The organism is Streptomyces sp. NBC_00704, from assembly GCF_036226605.1.
Lineage (GTDB): Bacteria > Actinomycetota > Actinomycetes > Streptomycetales > Streptomycetaceae > Streptomyces.
The window spans coordinates 250,617-277,015 of record NZ_CP109000.1 but is presented as its reverse complement, the minus strand read 5'-3'; the positions used below and the strand labels follow the sequence as shown (position 1 = coordinate 277,015).

Sequence of the window (26,399 nt, the reverse complement as noted above, 5' to 3'; positions counted from 1 at the left end):
ACCACCGAGTCTCACACCGGGACCGCGCGGCGGGCGGCCAGGGCGGCCGACGTCAGGGTTCCGTAAGAACACGAAATCCTTTATGCCGCATTTGCGTCCGTACAGTGAGTGAGGTGATCAACACAACCCCCCCTTCCGTGGACGTCGTGCTGCCCTGCCTCGACGAGGCCGAGGCCCTGCCGTGGGTGCTGGAGCGGATCCCGCCCGGCTGGCGCGCGATCGTCGTCGACAACGGGTCCACCGACGGGTCCCCCGGCATCGCCCGCGAGCTGGGCGCCCGGGTGGTCCACGAACCGCGGCGCGGCTTCGGCGCCGCCTGCCACGCGGGCCTCACCGCGGCGACGGCCGACGTGGTCTGCTTCTGCGACTGCGACGCCTCCCTCGACCCCGCGCTGCTGCCGGCCGTCGCCGGTCCCGTCCTCGACGGCGCCGCCGACCTGGTCCTGGGCCGGCGCCGGCCCACCTCCCTCGGCGCCTGGCCCCCGCACGCCCGGTTCGCCAACCTCGAACTGGCCCGCCTCGTGCGCAGGCGCACCGGGCTGCGCCTGCACGACCTGGGGCCCATGCGCGCCGCCCGGCGCGAAGCGCTGCTGGCGCTGGACCTGACCGACCGGCGCTCCGGCTACCCGCTGCAGATGGTGGTGCGCGCCGCCGACGCGGGCTGGCGGGTCACGGAGACCGACGTCCCCTACCGTCCGCGCACCGGCCGCTCCAAGGTCACCGGCACCTGGCGTGGCGCCTGGCAGGCCGTACGCGACATGCGCGCCGTCCTCGCCGAGCCGCCGGCCGCCACACCCACCGCCACACCCGCCGCCGCGCCCGCCGCCGCGCCGGATCGCGCAGCCGGCGTTGCGGGAGGCGTCCGGTGAGCCCGCGCCGCACCGCCCCCGCCACGCCCACCCTGCTGGTCATCGCGAAGGAACCGCTGCCCGGCCGGGTCAAGACCCGTCTGACCCCGCCCTACACGCCGCAGGAGGCCGCGGCCCTGGCCGAGGCCGCCCTGACCGACACACTGCACGCCCTGCTCCGGACCCCCGCCCGGCGCCGCGTGCTCGTTCTCGACGGGAGCCCCGGCGCCTGGCTCCCTTCCGGTTACGAGGTCGCGCCCCAGGCGGCCGGCGGCCTCGACGAGCGCATCGCCGCCGCCTTCGGGCTCTGCGACGACGGCCCGGCGCTCCTGGTCGGCATGGACACCCCGCAGCTCACCCCCGGCCTGCTGGCCGGGGTCGGCCGCGACGGGCACGACGCCTGGTTCGGACCCGCCGCCGACGGCGGCTTCTGGGCCCTGGGCCTCGCCGAACCCGCCCGCGCCGGGGCCCTCGTCACCGGCGTGGAGATGTCCACCGACCGCACCGGAGCCGTCCAGCGCCGACGGCTCGCCGACGCGGGCCTGAGCGTCGCGACGCTGCCGACGCTGCGCGACGTCGACACCGCGGCCGACGCCGCCGCCGTCGCCGCGTCCTGTCCGCCCGGCTCCCGCTTCGCCGCCGCCATGGCCGCGCTCGCCCAGGCCGTCCGTTGAGCGGCCTCGCGCAGGACGCGCGCACCGCCGTCACCACGACGACCGACACCGGCCGACGGCCACCGCCCGAAAAGGACCACCTCCACGTGACGCTGTCCATCCCGATCCCGGCGAGCGGGCCACGCGCCGACCGGCGTGCGCCCGCCGAGCCGGGGGAGCCCTGGACCGACGACCCCTACGGGCGCGCCGTGCGACGCGGCCGCGGCCCCCTCTACCTGCGCCGCATGACGACGCCGCCCCCGGGGACCCCCGACCTGCTGCCCCTGGACGTGGAGCGCTACTGCGCCGCGCCCGACACCGCCGACACCGCCGTCCTGCACCGCTGCGCCGGACCCGTCCTGGACGTGGGCTGCGGCCCCGGACGCCTGGTCGCCGCACTGTCCGCCCGGGGCATGACCGCGCTCGGCGTGGACGTCAGCCCCGCCGCCGTCGCCCTCACCCGGAAACGCGGCGCAAGCGCCCTGCGGCGCTCCGTCTTCGACCCCCTCCCCAGGGAGGGGCGCTGGGGCACGGTGCTGCTGATGGACGGCAACGTCGGCATCGGCGGCGACCCTACGGTGCTGCTGACCCGCCTGCGCGGACTGCTCAGGCCCGGCGGGCGCCTGCTGGTCGAGGCCGCCCCGCACGACGTCGACGAACGGCTCACCGTCCGCGTCGAGGACGCCGACGGCCGCCACGGACGCCCCTTCGCCTGGGCCCGGGTCGGCGCCACCGCCCTGCTGCGCGCCGCCGACGCGACCGGCTGGATCCTCACCGGCCGCTGGACGAGCGACGGCCGGGTCTTCGTCGAACTGCACCGCCCCACCGCGCGGTTCGACGCCGTCCCTCCTCAGCGCGCGGAAGGACCGGACCGCCCATGACCGTCGTCGGCCCGCACCCGCGGGACACCGCCCAGCCCGGCCCGCCGCCGACGGGCCCCGCCGCCCCGGCCCCCACGCGGGCCGGCCGCGCCCGCGTCGCGGCGACCGCGGCGCTCGTGGCCGCCGTCGCCGCCGCCGTCGCGGGCACCCTCCACCAGGGCGACCACGAGAGCGTCCCCGGCCGCCTGCTCGCCGGATACGGCCTCGCCTGGACGCTGTTCGCCGCCGCCGTGTGGAGCGTGCGCAAGGTCCCGGCCCGTGCCGCGACCGTCCTCGTCCTCGCCGGCGCGGCCGCGATCGCCGTGGCCGGGCTCACCGCCCAGCCCCGCACCAGCAACGACATGTACCGCTACGCCTGGGACGGCCGGGTCCAGGCGGCCGGCGTCTCCCCCTACGCCCACCCGCCGGCCGCCCCGGAACTCGCCCCCCTGCGCGACGCCTGGCTGTTCCCCGACCGGGCCACCTGCGAGGGCTGGGGACTGACCCACACGGCCGCGGGCCTCTGCGTCCGCATCAACCGGCCCACCGTCCCCACGATCTACCCGCCTGTGGCCGAGGGCTGGTTCTTCGCGGTGCACGAACTCTCCCCGGCCGACAGCCGCCACAAGCCGCTCCAGGTGGGCGGAGCGGTCCTGGCCTTCGCCACGACCGTCGCCCTGCTGGTCGTCCTGCGCCGCCGCGGCGACCCGCGGCAGGCTCCCGCGAGGGCCGCACTGTGGGGCTGGTGCCCGGCGGTCTCCCTGGAAGCGGTGAACAACGCCCACATCGACACCCTGGGCGTGCTGTTCGTGGTGCTCGCCCTCGGCACCGCGAGCGCCGGAACCCGCCGGGGCGCCCTGCTGGGCGCCGCCGTCGCCGTCAAGCTGCTGCCCGTCCTCGTCCTGCCCGGAGCCCTGTCGGGCCAGCGCGGGCCGACGCGCGTCCTGCGCGTGGTCGCGGCGGCCGTCGCCGCGGTGGCACTCGCCTATCTGCCCCATGTCGTGAGCTCCGGCGCCGGCGTTCTGGGCTACCTCCCCGGCTACCTCCACGAGGAGGGCTACGAACCGGGCCACGTACGCCGGTTCGCCCTGCTGAGGCTCCTGCTGCCCGACACGGCCGCGGGCCCGGCCGCCGCCCTGCTGATCGCCCTGGCGGCGCTGTACGTGTGGCGGCGCGGGGACCCCGCCCGCCCCTGGCGCGGCGCCCTCCTGGTCACCGGCACGGCCCTGCTCCTGTTCTCGCCCAGCTACCCCTGGTACTCCCTGCTGGTGGTCGCCCTCGTCGCCCTGGACGGCCGCTGGGAATGGCTGACCGTCACCCTCGCCGGCACCGTCCTCTACCTCGCGGGCCGCCTGCTGCCCGGATTCCCCCTCCAGGCCTGGGCCTACGGCAGCGCGGCCGCCGTGATCGCCGTCGCGGCGTGGCTGCGCTCGGGCGGGGCCCGCCGCCTCCCGCGACGCCGCTCGGACGCGGCCTGACGCGGCGGACCCGGGACCGTCGGGCCGTCGTGGTGCGGCCCCGCTCCCGGCGCACCACGGGGTGCGGGAGGACCGCCGCCCCGTGCGGCAAGCCCGGTGCGTGCCGGCGCCGGCTTCCGGGGATCGCTCTCCCGGGAGCCGGGGTCCCGGCGAAACCCGCTGTCCGGACGACGGAGTCCGGTGATAGAAACACGCAGTGCAAGACACCTGGGAATTCACCGACTTGCTGCGCCTGATCGACGATCGGTCGCATGCCTTCCGCGCCGCGATATCCGCCGCCCCGAGCCTCGACGTGCGGGTGCCGACCTGCCCCGAGTGGACGCTGTACGACCTCGTGAAGCACCTGGGCGAGGGCCGCCGCGTGTGGGCCGCGACCGTCGCCGCGGGCCCCGACGCCACGGGCAAGGCCGTCCCGCAGGGCGACTGGACCGCGCCCCGCGAGCGCGAGGACCTGCCGGCCTGGCTGGCCGCCTCCACACAGCTTCTGTTGGACGCGCTCCGGGAAGCCGGCCCCGACCGCCGGTGCTGGACGTTCTGGGGCAGGTCGCAGTCGCCGCTGACCGCCACCGGCGTCGCCCGGCGCCAGCTCCACGAGATCGCCGTGCACACCTACGACGCCCAGCTCACCGTCGGCGCCGCGCAACCGGTGCCGGAAGAGGTGGCGCTCGACGGCGTGGAGGAGTTCCTGTCCACGTTCGGCACCACCGACGTCGCATGGCCGCACGAGCCCGCCGTGGTTGACTACCACGCCACCGAGGGCCGCTCCTGGCGCAGCCGGCTCTCCGACGACGGCTCACGGCTCGCCCGTCTGCCCGCGCCCGGCGCACAGCCCGCCCCCGACGGGACGCCGGCCGTCGCCGCCGACGCCTCCATGGCGGGCACGGCCAGCGAACTGGTCCTGGCGCTCCACGGCCGCATTCCGCAGGACTCCCTGAAGCTCGACGGCGACCTGCGCCTCTTCGAGCAGCTCATGGAGTGGGACCCCGAGCGGTAGCACGAAGGGGCAGCACGGGAGGGCGCGCCGCCTCCGCACCGCAGGCGGAAGGGCGCGCCCGGCCCCTGCGACGCGTTCCGCCGCCGATCCCGGTGCGGCTACTGGGGGCAAGCAGGGCCCCGGGCTTCCCGACCGCCGTCTCGCCCGGTCCGCCGAGGACCGGCGGACGGTCTTCGGCGCCACCGCCACACGCCGCGCGCGCCGCAGTCCCTCCCCGCGTCCCCCGCCTCCGGGCGGTTGAGCGGGGTGTGCCGTGGCAGGATGCTGGAGGCAGCGCCGGTGACGGTCGACGCGGCGCCGCGCCGGGCGCGACAGGAACGACGTCGGGATGGCTCCCATGGACCACCAAGCCGAGACGACCTCAGGAGCGCGAGCCACGGGAGCTCCCGAGGACTTCGCCGTCGTCATCGACGCCCGCGGCGCGGTCACGGCCTGGAGCGCCGGCGCGGAGCGGCTGCTCGGCCACCGGTCCGAGAACGTCCTCGGCCGGCCCGCCGCCCGCCTGCTCGCCGCCAGGCTGCCCACTGCGATGCGCCGCCACCTCGCCGCCGGTGAGCCCTGGACCAGCGACATCGCACTGCGCCGGAGCGACGGCGACCGGGTCGAGGCACAGCTGCGCGGCACACCGCTGACGGACTCCGGCGGCGCGATCCCGTGGGTCGTCACGCCGGCGGCCACGACGTATCCGGCCGGTCCGACCGACGCGGCGGCAGCGGAGCTGTGGGACCTCGCGCTCGCCCAGCTCCCGCTGCCCGTGGCCGTCTACGACCGCGACGCCCGGTTCGTGGCGTGCAACCAGGTGATGAGCCGTGCCATGGGACTCACCCAGGAGGAGATGAGAGGCCTCACGCTGTGGGAGATCCACCCTGTCCCGCCCCTCGACGAGATCGACCGCTTGCAGCGGCAGGTCGTGCGCACCGGAGAGACGATCTTCCGTGAGGAGCAGCCCTTCCGGGCCCCCGGCGAGGTCGGCGATCATGCCTGGTCGGCCTACCTGTCCCCGCTGAAGGACCGGGCGGGCGCGGTCCTCGGGGTGTCGGCCCTGGTCATCGACATCACCGAGCAGTACTTGGCCCGTCGCCGCCTGGCCGTGCTGAACGACGCCGGGGCCCGCATCGGCAGCACCCTGGACGTCACCCGCACGACCGAGGAACTGGTGGAGGTGGCGGTGAGCGGGTTCGCCGACTTCGCCACCGTGGACCTGCTGGAATCCGTCGTCCAGGGACACGAACCGCAGCCGATCCCGCCTGACACGCCGGTGCAGTGCCGCCGCACCGCGCAACGCTCGGTCCTGTCCGGATGCCCCGAATCCGTGGTCCGGGCGGGCGACGTCGACGTCTACCCGCCCGGCTCGCCGCCGGCCCGGGTGCTGATCAGCGGCCGGGGCGCGCACTACCGCGCGGGCGATCCGCGGCTCGTCGCGTGGTCCACGTCCTCCCCGGCCCGCGCCGAGAGCATCAGACGGTTCCGGATCCACTCCGTGATGATGGTGCCGCTGCGCGCCCGGGGCATCACCCTCGGCGTGATGCACCTGCTGCGCCACCGCACCGCGGACGCCTTCGGCGAGGACGACCTGCTGCTCGCCGAGGAGATCGCCGCGAGGGCGGCGGTGAGCATCGACAACGCCCGCCGCTACACGCGCGAGCGCCGGACCGCGCTCACCCTCCAGCGCAGTCTGCTGCCCGAGCGGCTGCCCCTGGCGCAGGCGGTCGACCTCGCCCACCGCTACCTGCCCGCCGGCGCCGGGGAGGAGATCGGCGGGGACTGGTTCGACGTCATCGCCCTGTCCGGGGGACGGGTGGCGCTGGTGGTGGGCGACGTCGTGGGCCACGGCGTGCGCGCCTCGGCGACGATGGGCCGCCTGCGCACCGCGGTGCGGACCCTCGCCGACGCCGACTTCGCGCCCGACGAACTGCTCACCCGCCTCGACGACCTGGTCATCCGCCTCGACCGGGAGGAGGGCCCCGACGCCCGAAGGCAGGCGGAGGAGGCCTCGGCGGAGGTGGGGGCCACCTGCCTCTACGCCGTCTACGACCCCGTCGCGGGCCTGTGCGACCTGGCACGGGCCGGCCATCCGCCGCCCGTCCTGATGACCTCCGACGGCGAAGTCCGGGTCCTCGACCTGCCCGCCGGGCCGCCGCTGGGCCTGGGCGGCCTGCCCTTCGAATCCGCCCGGATCACCATGGACAAGGGCAGTCTCCTCGCCCTGTACACCGACGGTCTGATCGAGACCCCCGGCCGCGACATCGACGTCGGACTGGACCTGCTCACCGAGGCGCTGCGCGGCCCGGCCGCCGGCCTGGAGGAAGTCTGCGACGAGGTGATGCGCAAGGTACGGGCCGACCCGCCCGGCGACGACATCGTCCTGCTGCTGGCCCGGGCGTCCGGTCTCGGAGCCGACCAGGTGCGCACCTGGCGGCTGCCCGCGGACCCGGCGGCCGTCGCCGGGGCCCGCCGGACGGCGAGCGAGCAACTGGCCGCCTGGGATCTGAACGACCTCGAGTTCGCCACCGAGCTGATCGTCAGCGAACTGGTCACCAACTCCATCCGGTACGGCGCCGGCCCCATCGAGCTGCGGCTCATCCTCGCCGACGTGTTGATCTGCGAAGTCTCCGACGGCAGCAGCGCCGCCCCGCACCTGCGGCGGGCCCGTGTCTTCGACGAGGGCGGGCGCGGGCTCCTGCTGGTCGCCCAGGTGGCCGAGCGCTGGGGCAGCCGCCACACCGCCACCGGCAAGACCATCTGGGCCGAACAACCCCTGCCGCGCTGACCGCACGGCGAGCGGCGCCCCGGCGGGACGCGGCGAAGGCCCGGGCGCCTCCGCTCCCCGCCCCCTGATTCCCGTCCACCGCTCCCCGCCCCTCGCTCGCCGCCCCGTTCCCCCGAGGGCCCCAGGGCTCCGGGACCCCCAGCATCGCCCGTCGGCCTCCGGCGCCGCCGCGTCATGCATGCGGACGGACCCGCTCCGGTGGCAGCCCGCCTCCCGTGCTGGTCAGCTCGGAGCAGGAAGCAACGGCCATCGAGCGAGAGCGGATCCCACCTTGACGATCATCATCACGTTCGACTTCCCGGGCGCGACCCAGGCCCAGTACGACCAGCTCACCGACAGGATGACCGGCGGACGCGGTCTCGAGAAGGCGTCGGACTGGCCCGTGCCGGGCCTGATCTCCCACGCGACGGGACCCAGCCCGACCGGCTGGTTCGTCACCGACGTCTGGGAGTCCGAGGACGCCTTCCGGCAGTTCGGCGAGAAACTCGCCCCGATGCTGAGGGAAGCCGGCATCCCCGAGACGCAGCCGACGATCTACCCGGCCTACAAGGTGGTCACCGGCTAGGCGTTCCGCCTGTCCGGGGAGGTCGTGTCCGCGGCCCCGGACCGTCGTGACCGATTCACCGACGTCCGGCGCATACGCAGGGGTTGTCCGCCGCTGTCCGGGTACACGGCTGGTCGGCCCGGCGTCGGACGTCTGCGGCAACCCTCCGGGGGCGCGGTGCCGACAGGCGTTCCCACCGGTTCGTCCCCTCCGTATCCCCACCGTTCAGAAGCAAGGAATGTGACGATGAGCGAGGCCAACCCCCTCCAGCGAGCAGCCCGGAAGGTCACGGACACGCTGCACGGCGACGACGGGACCCCCGAGGACGGCATCCCCGGGAAGCCGGGTTCCGAGTCGCCGTCCGTCGCGGAACCCACCGAGCCCCGGGACCCGCTGCCGCCGAAGGCGGACCAGAGCGGGCCCGACACCGCGTCGCCGACCGGCCAGCCCACCGGCGCCGACCAGGCCCGCATGGCGCAGTCCGGCAGCTTCCTGACGACCGCGCAGGGGACGCGGCTGCACGACACCGACCACTCGCTCAAGGCCGGACCGCGCGGCCCCGTGCTGCTCCAGGACCACCACCTGCGCGAGAAGGTCATGCACTTCGACCACGAGCGCATCCCGGAGCGCGTGGTCCACGCCCGCGGCGCGGCGGCGCACGGCGTGTTCCGCAGCTACGGCACCGCCGCCAACGTCACCAAGGCCGCGTTCCTCGCCACGGACGAGGAGACCCCGGTCTTCGTGCGCTTCTCCACCGTCCTGGGATCGCGCGGCTCCTCCGACACGGTGCGCGACACCCGGGGCTTCGCGACGAAGTTCTACACGAGCGAAGGCGTCTTCGACCTGGTCGGCAACAACATGCCGGTGTTCTTCATCCAGGACGCCATCAAGTTCCCCGACATCATCCACGCCGGAAAGCCGCACCCGGACCGCGAGATCCCGCAGGCGCAGAGCGCGCACGACACGTTCTGGGACTTCGTCACCCTGCACACCGAGGCGGCCCACCACACCCTGTGGAACATGTCCGACCGGGGCATCCCGCGCTCCTACCGGATGATGGAGGGCTTCGGCGTCCACACCTTCCGCCTCGTCGACGCCCAGGGCGCCACCACCCTCGTCAAGTTCCACTGGAAGCCGAAGCTCGGAGTGCACTCCCTCGTGTGGGAGGAGGCGCAGATCACCAACGGCGTCGACCCCGACTTCCACCGCCGCGACCTCGCCGACGCCATCGAGGCGGGCGCGCACCCGCAGTGGGAGCTGGGCATCCAGACCTTCCCCGACACCCCCGACCAGACCTTCGAGGGCATCGACCTCCTGGACCCGACGAACCTCGTCCCCGAGGAGCTCGCCCCCGTGCAGCCGGTAGGTCTGCTGACCCTGAACCGGAACCCGTCCAACTTCTTCGCCGAGACCGAGCAGGTCGCCTTCCACGTGGGCCACCTCGTGCCCGGCATCGACGTCACCGACGACCCGCTGCTCGCCGGACGTCTGTTCTCCTACCTCGACACCCAGATCACCCGTCTGGGCGGCCCGAACTTCCCCCAGCTGCCCATCAACCGGCCGCACGCGCCCGTCAACGACATGCTGCGGGACGGCATGCACCAGACGGCCGTGCACCGGGGCGTCGCCCCGTACCGGCCCAACTCCCTGGACGGCGGCTGCCCCTTCACCGCAGGGGCCGACACCGGGGCGTTCGTCGAGGCGCCGGTGCGCGTCCCGGAGGCGGCCAAGGTGCGCGAGGCGCCCGAGTCCTTCGCCGACCACTTCAGCCAGCCCCGCCGGTTCTGGCTCAGCATGAGCCCGGTCGAGCGCGAGCACATCATCGGCGCGTACACCTTCGAACTGGGCAAGTGCTACGAACAGGCCATCAAGGAGCGGGCCCTCCAGGTCCTCGCCAACATCGACACGGAACTGTGCGCCCAGGTCGCCGCGGGCCTCGGACTGCCGGCCCCCGCCCCCACCGTGCCGCACGCCGACGTCGAGCCGAGTCCGGCGCTGTCCCAGCTGGGCCGTACCTGGCCCACCGACGGCCGCGTCATCGGGATCGTCGCCGCCGGGAACGGCGACCTGGACGAGGTCCGCGCCGTACGCGAGTCGGTGCTCGCGAGCGGCATGGTGCCCCTGATCGTCGCCCCGGTCGGCGGCACGCTGGGCGAGGGCGGCAGCGGACCGACGGTCCAGCGGACGTACGCGACGGCGCGTTCCGTCGAGTTCGACGCCGTCCTGCTCGCGGGAACCCCCGCGGTCGGCGACGACACCTTCGGCGCCCGTGACGCGAAGGCCACTCCCGCGGGAGCGCCGGCCGGTGTCGATCCGCGCGTGGCACTGCTGCTGGCGGAGGCGTTCCGGCACGGCAAGGCCATCGGCGCCTGGTCGGCGGACGCGGACGTGCTGGCGGCGGCCGGCGTCCCCGCGCACGCGCCCGGCGTCGTCCTGGGCGACTCCGGCTCCGCCGTTCTGGAGCGGATCACCGAGCTGCTGGGCTCCCACCGGGTCTGGGAGCGGTTCTCCGGAGTCTGATCAGTCGCGACGCACCGGCGCCGAAGGTACGCACAGCGCCGAAGGTCGGACGGGCGCCGAAGGCCGGACGGGAGCGCTCCCGCCCGGCCTTCGGCGTCGCCCGCCTCGGATCAACACCGCAGGCTTCCTGTACTTCTTGACTTCCTGGCTTCCTGTTGAACCGCCCGGCCGCACGCGACGTACCAGTCACGACGAACGTGCGTGGCAGCGCCCCGCGAACCGGCCCGGACACGGCCGTGGGCGGGAGGCCGTCGGGCACGCGCCGGCAGCAGGTGGTTCTTCGGGCACTTCGTGTCCAGGGAAGGGTTGAGGATTTCAGTGGATTCGAGCCGTCCGGCGGCCAGCGCCGTGGCCCTGGCCGCCCCACCGCCGCAGGCGGAGAGGGCGAGCGGGACGCCCGCCCGCCGGCAGGTGCCGGGCCTGGACGGCCTGCGGGGCCTGGCGGCGCTCTACGTCGTGCTGTTCCACTGCTGGCTGTACACCTTCCCGGGATATCCCGACAGTTCAGCTCCCGCCTGGCTGGACGTGCTGATGTTCGGCCGTCTCGCGGTCGTCTTCTTCCTGGTGCTGTCCGGGTTCTCGCTGGCGATCTCCCCGGCCTTCCACGACTGGCGGTCGGGCGGCGTCGCCCGGTTCCTGCGCCGACGCGCCTGGCGCATCCTGCCTCCCTACTGGGCGGCCCTCGCCATCAGCCTGGTCATCTCCTGGGCCCTGGTGCCCGCCTCCCACTTCGGACCGCCCACCGGCGCGTCGGTCCTGGTCTACGGTCTCGTCGCCCAGGACATGGTCCACGCCCCGACACCGAACGGCGCGTTCTGGTCGATCGGCGTCGAGGCCGAGCTGTACGTCCTCTTCCCCCTGCTGCTGCTCGTGCGCAGACGGTTCGGCGCGGTCGCCCTGGCCGCCAGCGTGACGCTTCCCGTAGTGGCGCTCGGGCTGGCGGCCGCCCACGCGAACCCCGTCGAGGGCGAGAACTGGCTCGCCCCGCATCTCGCTCCCGTCTTCGTCGCGGGAGTGGCCGGCGCCGCCGTCGTCGCCGCGTCGGAGCGCGTGCGGCGCCTGCCGTGGGCATGGCTCGCCGTCCTGGCCGCCGCACCGGTCGTCCTCATCGGATACACGCGCGGTTCCGTCTGGACGGTCCATCACTACTTCTGGGTGGACCTCGCCGTCGCGCCCGCCATGACGATGCTCATCGCCGCGGTCGCCACCGGCCAACCCGCGGTCCTCGTCCGGCTCCTGAGCACGCGCCCCGTGCGCGCCCTCGGCGACTTCTCGTACAGCCTCTACCTGATCCACCTGCCGCTCGTCATGGTCGTCATCCGCCGGGTCGCGCCCCGGTTCGTGGCCCCCGGCATGCCCACCTTCTGCTTCACGCTCGCCCTGGCCCTGCCGGTGTCCGTTCTCGCCGCCTGGCTGTTCTCCCGCGTCTTCGAGATGCCCTTCAAGCGCAACAGATCGTGGAAATCCATGGTCGCGGACGGCCGTTCCCGCTGGAGCGCGCGGGGCGCGCGAGACGGCGGACGTCTGCCCGAGCCGCAAGCCGCCGAGAACTGACGCCGCGGACGACGCCGAGGCCCCACCGGCCGCCACAGCCGACCGCCGCTGTGCGAGGAGCAGCCCCAGAAGGCCGTCCGGGGCCTGCTCGACCCGCACGGCCACCCCCTTCTGCGAACGGACCTCGGCCCGCCGGACCTCTCCGGCGGGCCGACGTACGCCCGGACGGCGAAAGCGCAGGGCCGTCCGGGTGCCTCGGGGTGCCGCCGCCTCGGGACGGAGGAAACCTGGCCGGGTCGTGCCGCCGCGCACATGCAGTACGGCCTCGGGGGTACTTCGCCCTCCTCGCGACCCACACAGGAGTTCCCCATGACCTTCAATCCGCTGGAGCAACGAGGCATCCCGCTGGACCGTCAGACCAGGAACTGGCGCGAGCTGAACGTCGCCCCCATCGACCCCGACCACTGCGACCCGTACACCCGCTGCCGGATCATCACGATGAACGGCATCGAGGTCGAGGCGATCATGTTCAGCCACCAGCTGGCCCGCAACACCGTCGACCCCGAGGTGAAACGGCAGCTCGCCCGCACCCGCTACATCGAGGCGCAGCAGCAGAAGGTGGTGAACTGGCTGCTGCCGGGAGTGTCGTCCGTCCTGGAGACGACGATCGCCTACGAGCAGGTCGCGGTGGACCTGACGGCGTGGGTGGCGCGGATGGAACCCGATCCGTACCTGAAGCAGGCGTACCAGTTCGGCGTCCTGGAGGACTTCGACCACCTGTACCGGTACGCGAACCTGTACGAGATGATCGAGCACCGCAAGGCGGAGTCGATCGTCGAGGGCCTCACGGAGGTCATGCCCGGACGGCCCACGAAGTACCACCACCGCGACCCGTACGACAACGTGCGCGACCCCTACGCCAAGGACGAGACGAACCCGCTGTCCAAACTGCACGCCCTGACCATCATGTCGGCGGAGCAGCAGACCATGAACTTCTACATGAACACCGGCCCCACCTACATGGAGCCGATCGCCCGCCGCCTCTACCAGGAGATCGGGCTGATCGAGGAGGAGCACGTCACGCACTACGAGTCGCTGGTCGACCCGGGCGAGACCTGGTGGGAGCAACTCGTCAACCACGAGTACAACGAGTGCTACCTCTACCACTCCTTCATGGAGCAGGAGAGCGATCCCCGGGTGAAGGCGATCTGGGAGCTCCACCTGAACATGGAGCTGGAGCACCTGCACATCGCCTGCGACCTGATGCGCCGCTACGACGGCCGCGACCCGGAGTCCGTGCTCGCCCCCGAGCTGCCGAACGTGCTGACCTTCGAGCCCAACAAGGCCTACCTGCGTGAACTGCTCGACACCCAGATGGACCTGACCACGCTCGGCGCCGGATACGTGCGCGACCAGCACGAACGGTTCGAGAAGATGCAGGAGCAGATCCACGGCGGCGAGGAACCGCCCAGCGAGCAGGTCATGACCGAGCACGACGACATGTTCGGCCGCGAGTACCGCATCCAGTCCGAGGGCGAGCACCCCGACCCCGCCATGCGCGAGAAGTGAGGCGAGCCCGATGAGCGATCTCGACACCCCGCGGGCAGGCGACGACCTGTCCCGCGACGACGACGTGGTGGCCCTGCTCATGCGCCAGCACGGCGACATCCGCAACCTCTTCGACGAGGTCGAGGCGACCACCGGCGACGAGCGGCGCGACGCATTTCGCCGCCTCGTGCGCCTGCTGGCCGTGCACGAGACGGCCGAGGAGGAGGTCGTCCACCCGTTCGCCCGACGCTCCCTGCCCGGCGGCGAGCAGGTCGTCGAGGACCGGCTCGCCGAGGAGCGCGCCGCCAAGGAGACCCTCTCGGCGCTCGACGACCTCGACCCGGACGACTCCACGTTCATGCCCCAGCTGATGAAGCTGCGCAAGGACGTCCAGGCCCACGCGCGAGCCGAGGAACGCTACGAGTTCACCCACATCCGCCGCAGCGGCGACTCCGCCGCCCTGGCCGCCATGGCCAAGGCCGTCAAGGCGGCCGAGGCCATGGCGCCCACGCGCCCGCACCCGGGCGTCGAGTCGGGTGCGGCGAACATGATGCTCGGGCCGGTCGCCGCGCTCATGGACCGCACCAAGGACGCGGTGCGCAAGGCCATGAGCAAGGACGGCTGACGAAGACGGCTGACGGCCGGCGCCGGTCGCCGCCGCGTGGCAGCGCGGGCCCGATCCGGCGCCCGGTCCCGGTCCGACCACGGGACGCGTCCCGCGTTTCCGGCGGGGGAGATGCCGGGAGCAGGAACCAGGGTCCGTGCGGCCGCCGTTCGTCTATGGTGACGCGGTGACTGATGAGCAGGAGCGGGTGCGGCCGTCGGGAGTGTGGGCCACGGCGGTGGGCGTGGCCAGGGTGCGCGCGCTGGAGAGCGAGCGCGAGAACGCCCTGTTCCACGACCCACTGGCACGGGCCTTCGCCGCCGCCGGCGGACTGTGGCCCTCGTCGCCGACCCCCTCCTCGCCGATCGCCTCCCCGCCTCCGCCCGACGACGAGGCCGCGCGACGCCGCCGCGCGGCCCTGGCGTTCTCCATCGTCATCAGGACGAAGTTCCTCGACGACCTGCTGCGGCAGGCCTCCGCGTCCGGAGTCCGGCAGGTCGTCCTGCTCGGCGCCGGCATGGACAGCCGCGCCTTCCGGATGGACTGGCCCGGGCAGACCCGGCTGTTCGAGGTCGACACCGCAGCGCCCCTGGACTTCAAGGCCGCGGTGCTGCGCAGGGAGCGGGCCGTCGCACGCTGCGAGCGGATCGCCGTCCCCGTGGATCTGCGCGAGGACTGGCCGGGCGCGCTGGCCGCCGCGGGACACGACCCGGAAGCGCCCACCGTGTGGATCGCCGAAGGACTGCTGATCTATCTGCCCGAGGACGCGGTGGAAGAGCTGCTCTCCCGGATCGGCGCGCGGTCGGCGCCGGGCAGCCGGATGGGGCTGACGCTGGGCTCACGCGGCGTGATCGAGCGCTTCGGCGCGGACGCGGCGCCCGGATCGGCGGCGTCCCTGTGGCTCTCGGAGATGCCCGACGACCCGGTCGGCTGGCTGGCCGGGCACGGCTGGGAGGCCGACTGCCACACCCTGCGCGACCGAGCGGCCGCCTACGGGCGTCCGTTCGGCACCCCGCCGCGGCACGAGGAGCGGCCCGGCGGACTGATCTCGGCGGTCCGCCGGTAGCACGCCCCCGGTTCACCGGACGACCGGACCGACGCCTTCATCGGCCCGGTCGTCCGTCACCGGCTCACCCCTTCCGGCGGCGGCAGGCCAGCCACACGGCGGCCGCCGCCGCGGCGGCCAGCAGCAGCCTGCGGTTGTCCCGGGCCAGCCGTGCCGCCCGCGCCGTCTTCTGCCGCACCGGCTCGGGGGCCGTGTCCTGCCACACCTGTCCGGCCTGTGCGGCCTTGGCCCGGGCCTGCCCGGCGGCCTGGGCCGCCTTGTCCCTGACCGGGTCGGGCAGCTTGTCGTGCGCCTGCTGGGCCAGCCCGGCGGCCTTCTCCTTCAACTCCCCGGCCTTGGCCGCGGCCTGGTCCTTGACCTCGGCGGCCTTGGCCGCGGCCTGGTCCTTGACCTCGGCGGCCTTCTCCTGGGCGCGTGCCTTGACGTCGGTCTTGGCCGCGAGCGCCTCGACCGTCTGCCCGAGCTCCTCCCTGGTCTGCTCGACCTGCTCGCGCAGCTCCTCGGGGCCGGACGCGGTGGGCTCGTCGTGGGGCGGCTGGGTCATCGCTGGGCACTCTCCTTGATCTCGGCCACATCGGCCTTGACGTTCTCGACGGTCTGCTCGGGCGCGGGTGGCGCGGCGCGGTCCATCTCCTTCTTTCCCCTCATGGCCAGCACCGCGGCGATCACACCCAGCACCGCGGTGACGATCAGTGCCGCCGCCCACACCGGCAACGGCACCGCGAGCGCGGCGATCACCGTGACGACGAGCGCCTCCAAGGTCAGGAAGCCGACCACGCCGGCGCCGCCGAACAGGCCGCCGCCCTTTCCGTAGTGCCTGCCCTTCTCCTTCATCTCCGCCTGGGCCAGCCTCAGTTCGCCCCGCACCAGCTCGGTCAGCTGCTGTGAGGCTCGCTGCACCAGCTCGCCCACCGGTTCCTGGTGCGACTGCGTGCTCGACACCGCGGTCCCTCCCGTCCGTTCCGGTCTGTGTGGCACGTCGGGCCGCACCGTGTGCGCACCCGACCGTCCGATGCGCGGGCGAGTACCCCGGACAGGCGAGTCAGGCGACACGGATCACGGAACCGCCGGGCCCCCTACCGCTGCGCCGACGCCGTGGCCGACCCCACGGGAACGGCGCGCGCCGTCACCGGCCGGCGCCGGCGGCTGCACGGGACACCCGCTCACCTGCATGGCCCATGTGCCCGCGCCGATGCGCCGGACGTCTCCTAGCGTCGGAGCAACGGAACCCCACAGGGACCGGGAGGAGACGTCCATGTCGCACCGTGCTCCCCTCGCAGGCATAGCCGCCGCGATCATCTGCATCAGCCCACTGGCCGGGACCGCACAGGCCCAGGACCTCGACTGCCGTGACTTCGCCTTCCAGGAGGACGCCCAGGCGGTGTTCGACCAGGACCCCTCCGACCCCGACCGGCTCGACGAGGACCAGGGACCGGACGACGGGATCGCCTGCGAGGCCCTGCCCCACCGCTCCTCCGTCGGCGTTGCGACGGCCGTGCCCCGGCCCGTCGTCACACCCACGCGCGGCGTTCAGGGCGGACTCGGCGGAGCGACCGGCACGGGCCCCTCCGGCAGGGACGTCGGCCTCGGGCTCGGCCTCACCGCCGGCGGGCTGACGGCCGTCGGATACATGGTCCTGCGCCGCAGACGAAGCTGAACCGAAACCGACGAGCCGGCACCGCGCTCCTGTGTGCTGCGGGCGAGCCGGTCGACAGGCGCGCAGCGGCGCTTGACGTCCACCGGGCGCACGAGGCGCTGTAGGTCAGGCGTACTGTTCCGTCTCGCGCGGGACGGTCCGGTGGGGGCCGACGAGGGACGGGGGCGCCCGGGTGGGCGCTGGACGGAGAGGCATGGCGTTCGGTTCGCTGCTGCTGCTCGCGTGGGGACTGGCCCTCCTCGCCTCCGTGGGCGTGGGCTCGCTGGGCGTCTACGCGTTCACCCGCAACCGTGTGCCGGGCCGGCCGCTGCGACGGCTGGTGCGCAACCCCCGGCTGTGGGGGCTGGGGCTCCTGCTGCAGGTCGCGAGCCTGCTCACCTACTCGTGGACGCTTCTTGCGCTGGGCCTGGTCTGCACCGTCTGCGGTCACGCCCTCAAGCCGACCGGCTGAGACGGGCGGGGGCGGGGCCGTCGTACCGTGCGCCGGGCGCAGGACGGGTCAGTGGTCCGGCAGTGCCTGCTCGGCCCAGATGACCTTGCCCTGGGGCGTGTAGCGGGTTCCCCAGCGTTCGGTCAGCTGCGACACCAGGAAAAGGCCCCGGCCGCCTTCGTCGGTCGTCGCCGCGTACCGCAGATGGGGCGAGGTGCTGCTGCCGTCGGTGACCTCGCAGATCAGGGTGCGGTCGTGGACGAGCCGCAGATGTATGGGCCCGCAGCCGTAGCGGACGGCGTTGGTGACCAGCTCGCTCAGCACCAGTTCCGTGCTGAAGGCGAGTTCGGACAGGCCCCACTCGTCGAGCTTGCCGCTCGCGGTGGCGCGCACCGAGGCGACGGCGGCGGGATCCGGCGGCACGTCCCACTCGGCGATCCGGTCCGGCGGCAGCGCATGGGTGCGGGCGATGAGCAGAGCCACGTCGTCGGTGGGGTTCTCGGGCAGCAGGGAGCCCAGGACGGCCCGGCAGCTGTCCTCCGGGGCGCGCCCGGGGTGTCCCGCCAGGGCCTTGCGCAGGAGTTCCATCCCTTCGTCCAGGTCGCGGGTGCGGTCCTCGACGAGACCGTCGGTGTAGAGCGCGAGCTGGGAGCCCTCGGCGAGGTCCAGCTCGGCGGTCTGGAAGGGCATGCCGCCCAGCCCCAGCGGCGGACCCGGCGGCAGGTCGGGGAAGGTGACGTTGCCGTCGGGATCGGCCACCGCCGGAGCCAGATGCCCGGCCCGCGCCATCGTGCAGCGCAGCGTCGTCGGGTCGTAGATCGCGTAGAGGCAGGTGGCGCCCACGACGGCGGCGGGTTCGTCCGTGCACGCCTCGTCCTGGTCGATGCGCCCGACCAGGTCGTCCAGGTGACTCAGCAGTTCGTCCGGCGGCAGGTCGAGCGTGGAGAAGTTGTGCACGGCGGTGCGCAGCCGCCCCATGGTCGCGGCGGCGTGCAGTCCGTGGCCGACCACGTCGCCGACGACCAGCGCCACGCGACTGCCCGGCAGGGGGATCACGTCGAACCAGTCCCCGCTCACGCCCGACTGCGCCGGCAGGTAGCGGTAGCCGACGTCGAGGGCGCTCTGCTCGGGCAGGCCCCGCGGCAGCAGGCTGCGCTGGAGGGTGACCGCCAGGGCGTGCTCGCGCGTGTACCGGCGGGCGTTGTCGATGCTGACCGCGGCGCGGGCCACGAGTTCCTCCGCGAGGGACAGCTCGTCCTGTTCGAAGGGCTTGTGCTCGCCGGAGCGCCAGAAGTTGACCATGCCCAGCATGACCCCGCGGGCCTGGATCGGCACCGCGATGAGGGAGTGGATGCCGTAGTCCACGATCTGTTCGGTGCGTGCGGGGTCCTGCAGATGCCAGCCCGTCGCGGTGGACAGGTCGGCCACCAACTCGGTGCGGCCGGTGCCGTAGCCGCGCGCCTGGGGCGTGGAGGGCAGGAAGTCGATCAGCCGGTCCTTCTCGTAGAGGGGGTGATCGTCGCGGATGCCGCAGACGGCGACCCGCCTCATGCCCTTCGCCGTGGCGGCCGGCTCCTCGCCGTGCAGCACGGCGTCGGCCAGGTCCACGGTGACGAAGTCGGCGAAGCGGGGGACGGCGATCCGGGCGAGTTCGTCGGCCGTCTGCACGACGTCGAGGGTGGTGCCGATGCCCAGTCCGGCGTCGTAGAGCAGCTTCAGCCGTTCACCGGTGATCTCGGCCCTGCCGGACACCGCCTGCAGTTCGGTCGAGTCGCGCAGGGTGACCACGGTGCCCTTGGGGCCCGCACCGCGCCCCGTGGACCTCTGGTTGACCACAAGCAGCCGCGCCCCGGACGGGTGCACCTCGTCGTTGGCCTCGCGGCCGGAGCTGAGCAGGGCCATGATCTCCGGTTCGAGGTACGACATCCGGGACACGAGCTGGCCCTCCGCGTCCGGGGGCAGTTCCAGCAGCCGCTCGGCCTCGTCATTGGCGAGAAGCAGTCGCCCCTCGTCGTTGACGATGAGGACCCCTTCGCGCACGGAGTGCAGCACCGCGTCGTGGTGCTCGTACATGCGGGTCATCTCGTTCGGCCCGAGGCTGTGCGTCTGGCGCCGCAGCCGCCGGCTCACCAGCACCGTGGCGGCGGTGGCCGCCGCGAGGGCGCACGCTCCGGCCGTCAGGATGATCGGTATCTGCCGCTCGACGAGGCCGGTCACGTTCTTGACCTTCAGCCCGGCGGAGACGAGGGCGACCACCTGGCCGCGGTCGTCGCGGATGGGAACGGTGGCCTGGACCTCCTCGCCGAGGGGACCGTGCACGCTCTCGGTGTAGACCTGTCCCCGCAGCGCGGGCTCGATCTTTCCCACGAACCGCTTCCCGATCCGGTCCGGCAGGGGATGGGTGTACCGGATCCCCTTCGTGTTCATGACGACGACGAAGTCGACGCCCGCCGACTTGCGGCCGGCCTCCGTCCGGGGCTGGAGGACCTTCGTCGGATCGGGCGAGCGCAGGGCGGACAGCACGCCGGGGGAGTGCGCGAAGGTCTGGGCGACGGCTATGGATCTCCGTTTGGCCTCGGCGTTGGTGTGCCGCTCCGACTGGAGGACGAGCGCGAAGACGGCGAACGCCACGAGCAGCACCACCAGTGTCACCTGCATCAGGAACATCTGGCCCGCGACGGTGCGCGTGCCCTTGCGGGCCGGCGAACTCATCCGCGGTATGTGCCGAAGCCGGGCAAAACGGTCTCCCATCCGGCCTTTCTAGCATCCCGGCCCCGCTTAGTCACGGGTCCGTCCGCGCTCCCCGCGCCCCGGACCCCGATCGATCACCGCCGCAGGCCCGCCGGCCGCGGGCCTGTGCGACGCCTCGGCGGCCCCATAAGCCCCACGGGTACCGCCCGCCTCCCGCCCCCTCACTCCGCGTCCGCGTCGAGTCCCGCAAGCCCCTCCTCCCAGCGCCGGCGGCGGTCGTCGTCGGTCTGCTCCCACCAGGCGGCGCCCCGTTCCCCCAGCGCGACCTTCGCCCGCTGCACGCGGGCGCGCGCTTCCCGCTCGGCCCGTGCGTCCTTGCCCGTCGTCGCCGTGCGGACCGCGCGACGGGCGGACATGAGGTGACGCCGACGACGGGCGGCGATCTCCTCGGGGACGGCCGGATCGGTCGCCCGCCATTTCCGTCCCTCGATGACGACGAAGTGGCCGTCGGAGGTCTTCTCCGGTGCCCGGTCTGCCTCCACGCGAGCATTGTCCCTCCGGAGAATCGGCCCGCGCGCGGTGCGGCCGCGACCGCGGCTGCCGACGTGAGACCGCCGTCGGCCGGCGGCTCAGGGACGGGGCCGGAGGACTTCCAGGGCGCCCGTCTCGGTGTCGTAGCTGCGCAAGGTGATGAGCCGGACCGACAGGGGCGGCGCGGGCAGCAGCCCCGGGATCCGCCGGTCGGCGAAGGCTCCCGCCCGCCGGGTCCGGCCGAGCGTGACGTGCGGGCTCCAGCGCCCCGGCTCGTGGAAGGGGTTGAGGGTCTGCGGCCCGCCGTCCGAGGTGACCGCCTCCCACACGCGGCGGTGCAGGGCCGCCAGCGGGGCGTCCAGGTCCAGCGCCCAGGCCAGGACCGAGGTGGGCCGCTCGAATCTGACCGCCCCGGTGAACCGCACCGCCAGCGGCAACGAGGCGGCCACGTCCGCGAGTTCCCAGCGGATCGGGGCGGTCAGCTCCCGGCACGCGGCCAGGGTGAGATGCGGACTGTTGGTGGGGGAGCGGTGGCGCGCCTGGCTGGGCAGACCCGCTTCCGCGAGCCGCCGCCAGGCTTCCCGGACAGCCGCGTCCGCCGTCTCGTCCAGCAGAACCTCGACCGTGCGCACGAGCGCAGCCTACCGGCGGCCGCCGGAGCCGCCGAACGCTGCGGCCCACGGGGAACACACGGCCAGGACGCCGGCGACGCACCACCCCGCCGGCCCGCCACTCCGACGGGCCTGCGCGGTTCGCGGGCGCCGCGCCGGGCCCGGACCATAAGGGGCGAGCCCAGGATCCGGCGGCCGGGCGCGGCGCGGCCGTGCACGGCAGGAAGCGCGCCGATGAGTTTCCGGCGACCGCGTGGTCTACCTGGTGACGAAAGGAGCGCACCATGCGCAAGATCATCGTTTGCACGTTCCTGACGCTGGACGGCGTCATGCAGGCCCCCGGCGGTCCCGACGAGGACCCCGAGAGCGGCTTCACGCACGGGGGCTGGCAGAAGCCGGTGGACGACGACGAGGTCGGCGCGGCCATCGCCGGCTGGTACGAGCAGTCCGACGCGATGCTGCTCGGACGCAAGACGTACGAGATCTTCGCGTCCTACTGGCCGACCGCCGACCCGGGCAACCCGTTCACCGCGCGGATGAACGGCATGGACAAGTACGTGGCGTCCCGGACCCTGACGTCCGTCGAATGGGAGAACTCCACACTGCTCGAGGGCGACGTCGTCGAAGCGGTCCGCAGGCTCAAGGCGTCCGACGGGGGCGACGTCAACGTCGTCGGCAGCGGCGACCTCGCCCAGACCCTCATGCGCAACGGTCTCGTCGACGAGTTCCGGATCACCATCCACCCGGTGATCATCGGCACCGGCAAGCGGCTGTTCGCCGACGGGGCGATCCCCACGGCGCTGGAGCCGGTCAGCGTCTCCACGACGAAGGGCGGCACCGTCGTCGGCGTGTACCGGACCAACGGTGAACCGAGCTACGACAGTTATTAGACCGACCGGCCGCGGCCCCGCGTCCCGGTCACCGGGCGATCGGCCGATACGCGAGGGCCTGATCGACCACCTCACCGGCGGACAGTTCGCCCTCCGGAGGCCAGAAGACCAAGTCGGCGACATGACCGGACGGGCACGCCAGACCCCTGTCGGGCCTGTCCAGCCAGTCGGCCGCCTCGCCGTCCGAGGCGTATTCCCCTCGCATGATCCGCCGCACGAGCGCGACCGCGTCCGCGCGCGTCATCTCCACAGCACTCATCACGCCGCGCCCCCTCCCGGCCGTCCTGACTCCTGATCGCACATCCTGTCAGGCCCTTCGGCGAGGCGACGTCGGCGGTGGACGGGCGGGTCGTCCCGTAACAGCGCGCTCCTCGTGTTGCACCGGATACCGCACGGTGTGCCTGTGCACCCATTCCGCCTGGCTTCGGGAAACCGTAACCAGACGGAAGGCGGCGGATAGACTCGGGCAACGCACCGGAGAGGGACACGTGAGCGACGAAGCCGAAGCAGCGACGGCAGGCCATCCGCAGCGGTGGCAGCGGGACGCGTGGGACATCGAGCCCGACTCGATCAACCTCGCCCTGCGCTCCCTCAGCCCGCGGACCACCGGTGTGATCATCCGGGAGGCCTTCTACGGCACCCGCCGCTTCGACGACTTCGAGCGCCACTGCGGCATCAGCCCGAGCGTGCTGTCCGCCCGCCTGCGGGACCTCGTCGCCGACGGCATCCTGGAGAAGACCCGCTACCGGGCACCCGGCGCGCGCGGACGGGACGAGTACCGGCTCACCGACAAGGGGCGCAGTCTGCTGCCCGTCCTGATCGCCCTCAACGACTGGGCCGAGCGCTGGATCGTCCCGGACGGCGCCGCCACGACCTCCCTGCTCCACCAGGAGTGCGGCAGCCCGGTCCGCACGGCGGTGACCTGCACCTCCGGGCACGAGATCACCGCGCCGGGCCAGGTCGTGGCGACCCCGGGTCCGGGAGCGAGACCCGCGCCGGCGCCCAGGCCCCCGTCCGCCTCCGTGTCCGCGACCGGGTCCGAGTCCGAGTCGTAGAACTGGCCCGGTCCGCGTTCCCGTCCGACGGATCGTCACGACCGATCGTCAGGCGGGCGAGGGTGGGGCATCCGGCGGGGGCCGGTGAGGCGTCCGCCTGTCCGTCGTCGAGGCGGTGGGCGGCGTCGGACGGCGGGTGCACGGGTGGGGCGGGCTCAGACCGCCTTGGCCGTGACGAGCTGGGCGAAGGAAGCCATGCACGGGGGACAGTGACGTGCCTGCTCATCCTCCGCGGTGTCCGCACGGTCGGCGAGCTTCTGCCCGCACAGGGCGATGGCTGCCTGCTTGGCGGTGACGTGCCAGACCACGGCGGTGCCTGGCTGGTCGGGTCCCGGACGCATCTCGTACATGACTGGCCTCCTTGGCGGGATGCCGTTCTCCTCCCAGGAGACCCCGTCCGGGCGACCTGCGCCGACCGGGCGGGGGCCGTTCGGGTGACAGCCCTGCCGAACGGGCCCGCCGGCGCCTGCCGCCCTCCGCTCACCCGTCAGTGGCGTCCCGGCCCTGGGGGAGGGCCTGCGCGCACCAGATGGTCTTGCCGTCGGCGGTGTGCCGGGCGCCCCATCCCTGGGTGAGCTGCGCGACGAGCAGCAGGCCCCGGCCCCCCTCGTCGAAGGCGCGGGCCCGGCGCAGGTGCGGGGCGGTGCTGCTGGAGTCGGAGACCTCGCAGATCAGGGAACTGTCGCGAATCAGCCGCAGCCTGATCGGCGGCTCGCCGTAGCGGATGGCGTTGGTGACCAGCTCGCTGACGACCAGTTCGGTGACGAACGCCGCCTCCTCCAGACCCCAGGCGTCCACCTGCTCGACGGCGAACTTCCGGGCGAGCGGCACCTGTCCGGGGTCCGGCGACACCTCCCAGTCGGCGACGTGGTGACGAGCCAGCGCGTGGGTGCGCGCGAGCAGCAGGGCCGCGTCGTCGGTGCGGCGCTCGGGAAGCATGACGTCGATCACCGTGTCGCACAGGGCCTCCAGCGAGGTGGCCGAGTGGTCCAGGACGCGCCGCAGTTCGGCGACGCGCTCGTCGACGTCGCGCTCACGGCTCTCCAGCAGCCCGTCGGTGTAGAGGGCGAGGAGGCTGCCCTCGGGCAGTTCCAGCTCGGCCGACTCGAACGGCAGCCCGCCGATGCCGAGCGGCGGTCCCGGATGGACCGGTACCGGGGTGGCGGTGCCGTCCGGGGCGATGACCAGGGGGAGCGGATGCCCGGCGCTCGCCACGGTGAGCCGGCGGGAGACGGGGTCGTAGACGGCGTACAGGCAGGTGGCGCCGGACTCGCCGGTCGGCTGGAAGTGGCCGTCGGGCCGCAGGTCGCCGCCGAGGTGGAGGACCAGGTCGTCCAGATGCGTCAGCAGCTCGTCCGGCGGCAGGTCGACGTCGGCGAGGGTGCGCACCGCCGTGCGCAGCCGGCCCATGCCGGCCGAGGCGTGCAGACCGTGCCCGACGACATCGCCGACGACCAGAGCCACGCGTGCGCCGGACAGCGGAATGACGTCGAACCAGTCGCCGCCCACTTCCGCCCCGGCCCCGCCGGGCAGGTAGCGGAACGCCACGTCGACGGCCTCCTGGTTCGGCAACCCCTGCGGCAGCAGGCTGCGTTGCAGGGTGAGCGCGGTCGTGCGCTCGTGCGAGTACCGCCGCGCGTTGTCGATGGCGACGGCCGCCTTGGCGGTCAGCTCCTCGGCGAGGATCAGATCGTCGGCGGTGAACGCCTCGGGCCGTCGGCTGCGGGAGAACGTGACGACGCCGAGCAGCGCGCCGCGCGCCCGGAGCGGCACGGTGATCCGGCCGGTCAGCCCTTCCGCGGCGAGGGACTCGTCGATCACCGGATTGCCCGGCGGCCAGTGGGCGGGATCGGCCGCGAGCCCGGGGCCGAAGGCCCACTCGCCGCCCTCGCCCGGCTCGGCGGCGAGCTCGACCGCAGACCTGCCGGTGATCACGCAGCGGGCGGCGACGGAACCGGCCGGGTGCGTGACCCGCGCCGTGGGACCGGGAGGCGGGCCGGTGTCGTCCCCCACGCTCGCCTGGGCGGCGCGGCTGAGCCCGATCGCTTCGCCCGGGGCGAACGCGGACACGGAGGGCGGTTCCTCGCCGCGCATCACCTCGTCGAAGAGATCCACGCCGACGTGGTCGACGAACCTCGGCACCGAGGTCGCGGCCAGCTCCCGGGCAGTGTCGATCACGTCGAGCGTGCGGCCGATGCCGCCGCCGGCCTCGTTCAGGATGAGCAGGCGCTGCCGAGCCCAGTACTCGGCGCTCATGTCGAAGCCCCAGTTGGCGACGGCGCGGACGCGGCCCTCGGCATCCCGCACGGGCCAGATGCTGGTGGCCCAGGCGGTGGCGTAGTTGCTGCCGCGAGGCCGGAACACGGTCATGAGGCGCGCGGGCTCGCCCGTCCGCGCCACTTCGGACAGCTTGTCGGTGTACGGCTTGTCGTCCCGCTCCGGAAACAGCGTGCGGTCCACCTCGGGAAGCACCTCGCGATACCTCTTGCCGAGCAACTGCTCCTCGGAGTGCGCGATCACCCGGCCCGAGGACGCGTTGATCCAGAGGAATCGCAGGTCAGGGTCGTAGACGCCCAGAGCGAAGGGGCACTGCTCGAAGGCCAGATCGGCGATCACCGGGCGACGCCCCCAGCGCTGGACGGTCACCGCGTGGCCGAGCGCCCCGTCGGAGCCGGTCAACGGGTGGGCCGTCACCAGGACCTCCACCCGGGAACCGTCCAGGTGACGCAGGGCGACGACCCCGGAGGCGTCGGAGCCGGCGCCGTAGCCGCCGGGGAAGCCGGACGGCGGAGGATCGACCGTGAGGTCGGCCAGGGGGCGGCCGACCGTGTCGTGCGCCGTCCAGCCGAGCAGCAGCCGGGCCTCCTCGCTCCAGCCGCTCACCAAGCCGTCCGGGTCCACCACGACGACGGCAGTGGGCACGTCCCGCTCGGCTGCCATCTCCACGCACCACGCCTCCGTCCGGACGGCCACGTCCGCCGAGGCCGGTTTCCCGCACTGTTTCCAGCCTAGATCGGCCCGAGCGCCACTGCGCTCCGGCGACGCCGCCTTCGGGTGCCGAGCGCCGAACCCCGCGCGCCGGCCGTCGAAGACGGGGAGCCGAGCCCTGCGTGTCGGGCGTCGAAGACCGGGAGCCGAGCCCCGGGCGTCGGGCG

At 73.7% G+C, this 26,399-nt stretch carries 24 protein-coding genes; 16 read left to right on the top strand and 8 right to left on the bottom strand.

Going from position 1 to position 26,399, the window contains the following annotated elements; translation table 11 throughout:
* Window positions 1-113 precede the first annotated feature (113 nt).
* The 12 genes from OG802_RS01040 (at window position 114) to OG802_RS00985 (ending at window position 15,379) form a co-directional block, all read left to right on the top strand.
* Window positions 114-869, top strand: coding sequence for a glycosyltransferase family 2 protein (locus tag OG802_RS01040; protein ID WP_329406207.1), 756 nt, complete (start codon window positions 114-116; stop codon window positions 867-869).
* Window positions 866-1,522: a TIGR04282 family arsenosugar biosynthesis glycosyltransferase gene (locus OG802_RS01035; RefSeq protein WP_329406204.1), complete on the top strand. Its 657-nt coding sequence runs from the start codon at window positions 866-868 to the stop codon at window positions 1,520-1,522. The genes OG802_RS01040 and OG802_RS01035 overlap by 4 nt, the downstream gene beginning before the upstream one ends.
* A gap of 86 nt (window positions 1,523-1,608) precedes the next feature.
* Window positions 1,609-2,382: a class I SAM-dependent methyltransferase gene (locus OG802_RS01030; protein ID WP_443055154.1), complete on the top strand. Its 774-nt coding sequence runs from the start codon at window positions 1,609-1,611 to the stop codon at window positions 2,380-2,382.
* Window positions 2,379-3,839 carry a glycosyltransferase 87 family protein gene (locus OG802_RS01025; RefSeq protein ID WP_329406201.1) on the top strand — a complete coding sequence of 487 codons (1,461 nt, stop codon included), beginning with the start codon at window positions 2,379-2,381 and terminating at the stop codon, window positions 3,837-3,839. The genes OG802_RS01030 and OG802_RS01025 overlap by 4 nt, the downstream gene beginning before the upstream one ends.
* Window positions 3,840-4,035: 196 nt before the next feature.
* The gene (locus OG802_RS01020; protein WP_329406198.1) at window positions 4,036-4,833 is read left to right on the top strand and encodes a maleylpyruvate isomerase family mycothiol-dependent enzyme; all 798 of its coding nucleotides are present in this window, start codon (window positions 4,036-4,038) and stop codon (window positions 4,831-4,833) included.
* A gap of 337 nt (window positions 4,834-5,170) precedes the next feature.
* Window positions 5,171-7,603 (top strand): SpoIIE family protein phosphatase, encoded by a 2,433-nt coding sequence (locus OG802_RS01015; RefSeq protein ID WP_329406196.1) that lies wholly within the window; start codon window positions 5,171-5,173, stop codon window positions 7,601-7,603.
* Between the two features lie 271 nt (window positions 7,604-7,874).
* Window positions 7,875-8,168 carry a hypothetical protein gene (locus OG802_RS01010; RefSeq protein ID WP_329406194.1) on the top strand — a complete coding sequence of 98 codons (294 nt, stop codon included), beginning with the start codon at window positions 7,875-7,877 and terminating at the stop codon, window positions 8,166-8,168.
* Window positions 8,169-8,393: 225 nt separating this feature from the next.
* Window positions 8,394-10,667, top strand: a complete 2,274-nt coding sequence (locus OG802_RS01005; protein ID WP_329406192.1) for a catalase — start codon at window positions 8,394-8,396, stop codon at window positions 10,665-10,667.
* Between the two features lie 318 nt (window positions 10,668-10,985).
* Window positions 10,986-12,221 carry an acyltransferase family protein gene (locus OG802_RS01000; RefSeq protein WP_329406191.1) on the top strand — a complete coding sequence of 412 codons (1,236 nt, stop codon included), beginning with the start codon at window positions 10,986-10,988 and terminating at the stop codon, window positions 12,219-12,221.
* Window positions 12,222-12,530: 309 nt separating this feature from the next.
* On the top strand, window positions 12,531-13,730 hold the full coding sequence (locus OG802_RS00995; protein ID WP_329406189.1) for a hypothetical protein: 1,200 nt from the start codon (window positions 12,531-12,533) through the stop codon (window positions 13,728-13,730).
* Window positions 13,731-13,740: 10 nt separating this feature from the next.
* Window positions 13,741-14,334 carry a hemerythrin domain-containing protein gene (locus OG802_RS00990; protein ID WP_329406188.1) on the top strand — a complete coding sequence of 198 codons (594 nt, stop codon included), beginning with the start codon at window positions 13,741-13,743 and terminating at the stop codon, window positions 14,332-14,334.
* Window positions 14,335-14,536: 202 nt separating this feature from the next.
* Window positions 14,537-15,379 carry a class I SAM-dependent methyltransferase gene (locus OG802_RS00985; RefSeq protein ID WP_329416879.1) on the top strand — a complete coding sequence of 281 codons (843 nt, stop codon included), beginning with the start codon at window positions 14,537-14,539 and terminating at the stop codon, window positions 15,377-15,379.
* A 64-nt stretch (window positions 15,380-15,443) separates the two neighbouring features.
* Here the strand turns inward: OG802_RS00985 and OG802_RS00980 are convergent, their stop codons facing one another.
* Entirely contained in the window at window positions 15,444-15,923 is a 480-nt protein-coding gene (locus OG802_RS00980; RefSeq protein ID WP_329406186.1) for a DUF3618 domain-containing protein, read from the bottom strand.
* Window positions 15,920-16,291, bottom strand: coding sequence for a phage holin family protein (locus OG802_RS00975; protein WP_329416878.1), 372 nt, complete (start codon window positions 16,289-16,291; stop codon window positions 15,920-15,922). Before OG802_RS00975 ends, OG802_RS00980 begins: the two co-directional genes overlap by 4 nt.
* Window positions 16,292-16,634: 343 nt before the next feature.
* Here OG802_RS00975 and OG802_RS00970 point away from each other — a divergent pair, with 343 nt between their 5' ends.
* Window positions 16,635-17,036: an excalibur calcium-binding protein gene (locus tag OG802_RS00970; protein ID WP_329406185.1), complete on the top strand. Its 402-nt coding sequence runs from the start codon at window positions 16,635-16,637 to the stop codon at window positions 17,034-17,036.
* A gap of 193 nt (window positions 17,037-17,229) precedes the next feature.
* Window positions 17,230-17,487: a hypothetical protein gene (locus OG802_RS00965; protein ID WP_329406184.1), complete on the top strand. Its 258-nt coding sequence runs from the start codon at window positions 17,230-17,232 to the stop codon at window positions 17,485-17,487.
* Between the two features lie 48 nt (window positions 17,488-17,535).
* Here the strand turns inward: OG802_RS00965 and OG802_RS00960 are convergent, their stop codons facing one another.
* The 3 genes from OG802_RS00960 to OG802_RS00950 form a co-directional block, all read right to left on the bottom strand.
* On the bottom strand, window positions 17,536-20,178 hold the full coding sequence (locus OG802_RS00960; RefSeq protein ID WP_329406182.1) for a SpoIIE family protein phosphatase: 2,643 nt from the start codon (window positions 20,176-20,178) through the stop codon (window positions 17,536-17,538).
* A 200-nt stretch (window positions 20,179-20,378) separates the two neighbouring features.
* Window positions 20,379-20,699, bottom strand: coding sequence for a hypothetical protein (locus OG802_RS00955; protein WP_329406180.1), 321 nt, complete (start codon window positions 20,697-20,699; stop codon window positions 20,379-20,381).
* Window positions 20,700-20,786: 87 nt separating this feature from the next.
* Entirely contained in the window at window positions 20,787-21,320 is a 534-nt protein-coding gene (locus OG802_RS00950) for a 2'-5' RNA ligase family protein (protein WP_329406178.1), read from the bottom strand.
* Window positions 21,321-21,583: 263 nt separating this feature from the next.
* Here OG802_RS00950 and OG802_RS00945 point away from each other — a divergent pair, with 263 nt between their 5' ends.
* Window positions 21,584-22,189 carry a dihydrofolate reductase family protein gene (locus OG802_RS00945; RefSeq protein WP_329406175.1) on the top strand — a complete coding sequence of 202 codons (606 nt, stop codon included), beginning with the start codon at window positions 21,584-21,586 and terminating at the stop codon, window positions 22,187-22,189.
* 28 nt (window positions 22,190-22,217) lie between these two features.
* On the opposite strand, the gene OG802_RS00940 is transcribed toward OG802_RS00945, so the two are convergent.
* Window positions 22,218-22,433, bottom strand: a complete 216-nt coding sequence (locus OG802_RS00940; RefSeq protein WP_329406173.1) for an e9imm peptide — start codon at window positions 22,431-22,433, stop codon at window positions 22,218-22,220.
* Between the two features lie 244 nt (window positions 22,434-22,677).
* Between OG802_RS00940 and OG802_RS00935 the strand changes: the two genes are divergently transcribed.
* Window positions 22,678-23,244, top strand: coding sequence for a winged helix-turn-helix transcriptional regulator (locus OG802_RS00935; RefSeq protein ID WP_329406170.1), 567 nt, complete (start codon window positions 22,678-22,680; stop codon window positions 23,242-23,244).
* Window positions 23,245-23,399: 155 nt separating this feature from the next.
* On the opposite strand, the gene OG802_RS00930 is transcribed toward OG802_RS00935, so the two are convergent.
* Window positions 23,400-23,594, bottom strand: coding sequence for a hypothetical protein (locus OG802_RS00930; protein WP_329406168.1), 195 nt, complete (start codon window positions 23,592-23,594; stop codon window positions 23,400-23,402).
* A gap of 130 nt (window positions 23,595-23,724) precedes the next feature.
* Window positions 23,725-26,184, bottom strand: coding sequence for a SpoIIE family protein phosphatase (locus OG802_RS00925; RefSeq protein ID WP_329416877.1), 2,460 nt, complete (start codon window positions 26,182-26,184; stop codon window positions 23,725-23,727).
* Window positions 26,185-26,399 lie beyond the last annotated feature (215 nt).

Bases quoted from the DNA above. Each gene is read 5' to 3' on its own strand.
- OG802_RS01025 (WP_329406201.1), top strand. From the start codon at position 2,379: ATGACCGTCGTCGGCCCGCACCCGCGGGACACCGCCCAGCCCGGCCCG.
- OG802_RS01015 (WP_329406196.1), top strand. From the start codon at position 5,171: ATGGACCACCAAGCCGAGACGACCTCAGGAGCGCGAGCCACGGGAGCT.
- OG802_RS01005 (WP_329406192.1), top strand. From the start codon at position 8,394: ATGAGCGAGGCCAACCCCCTCCAGCGAGCAGCCCGGAAGGTCACGGAC.
- OG802_RS00995 (WP_329406189.1), top strand. From the start codon at position 12,531: ATGACCTTCAATCCGCTGGAGCAACGAGGCATCCCGCTGGACCGTCAG.
- OG802_RS00990 (WP_329406188.1), top strand. From the start codon at position 13,741: ATGAGCGATCTCGACACCCCGCGGGCAGGCGACGACCTGTCCCGCGAC.
- OG802_RS00980 (WP_329406186.1), bottom strand. From the start codon at position 15,923: ATGACCCAGCCGCCCCACGACGAGCCCACCGCGTCCGGCCCCGAGGAG.
- OG802_RS00970 (WP_329406185.1), top strand. From the start codon at position 16,635: ATGTCGCACCGTGCTCCCCTCGCAGGCATAGCCGCCGCGATCATCTGC.
- OG802_RS00965 (WP_329406184.1), top strand. From the start codon at position 17,230: ATGGCGTTCGGTTCGCTGCTGCTGCTCGCGTGGGGACTGGCCCTCCTC.
- OG802_RS00960 (WP_329406182.1), bottom strand. From the start codon at position 20,178: ATGAGTTCGCCGGCCCGCAAGGGCACGCGCACCGTCGCGGGCCAGATG.
- OG802_RS00945 (WP_329406175.1), top strand. From the start codon at position 21,584: ATGCGCAAGATCATCGTTTGCACGTTCCTGACGCTGGACGGCGTCATG.
- OG802_RS00940 (WP_329406173.1), bottom strand. From the start codon at position 22,433: ATGACGCGCGCGGACGCGGTCGCGCTCGTGCGGCGGATCATGCGAGGG.
- OG802_RS00930 (WP_329406168.1), bottom strand. From the start codon at position 23,594: ATGTACGAGATGCGTCCGGGACCCGACCAGCCAGGCACCGCCGTGGTC.
- OG802_RS00925 (WP_329416877.1), bottom strand. From the start codon at position 26,184: ATGGCAGCCGAGCGGGACGTGCCCACTGCCGTCGTCGTGGTGGACCCG.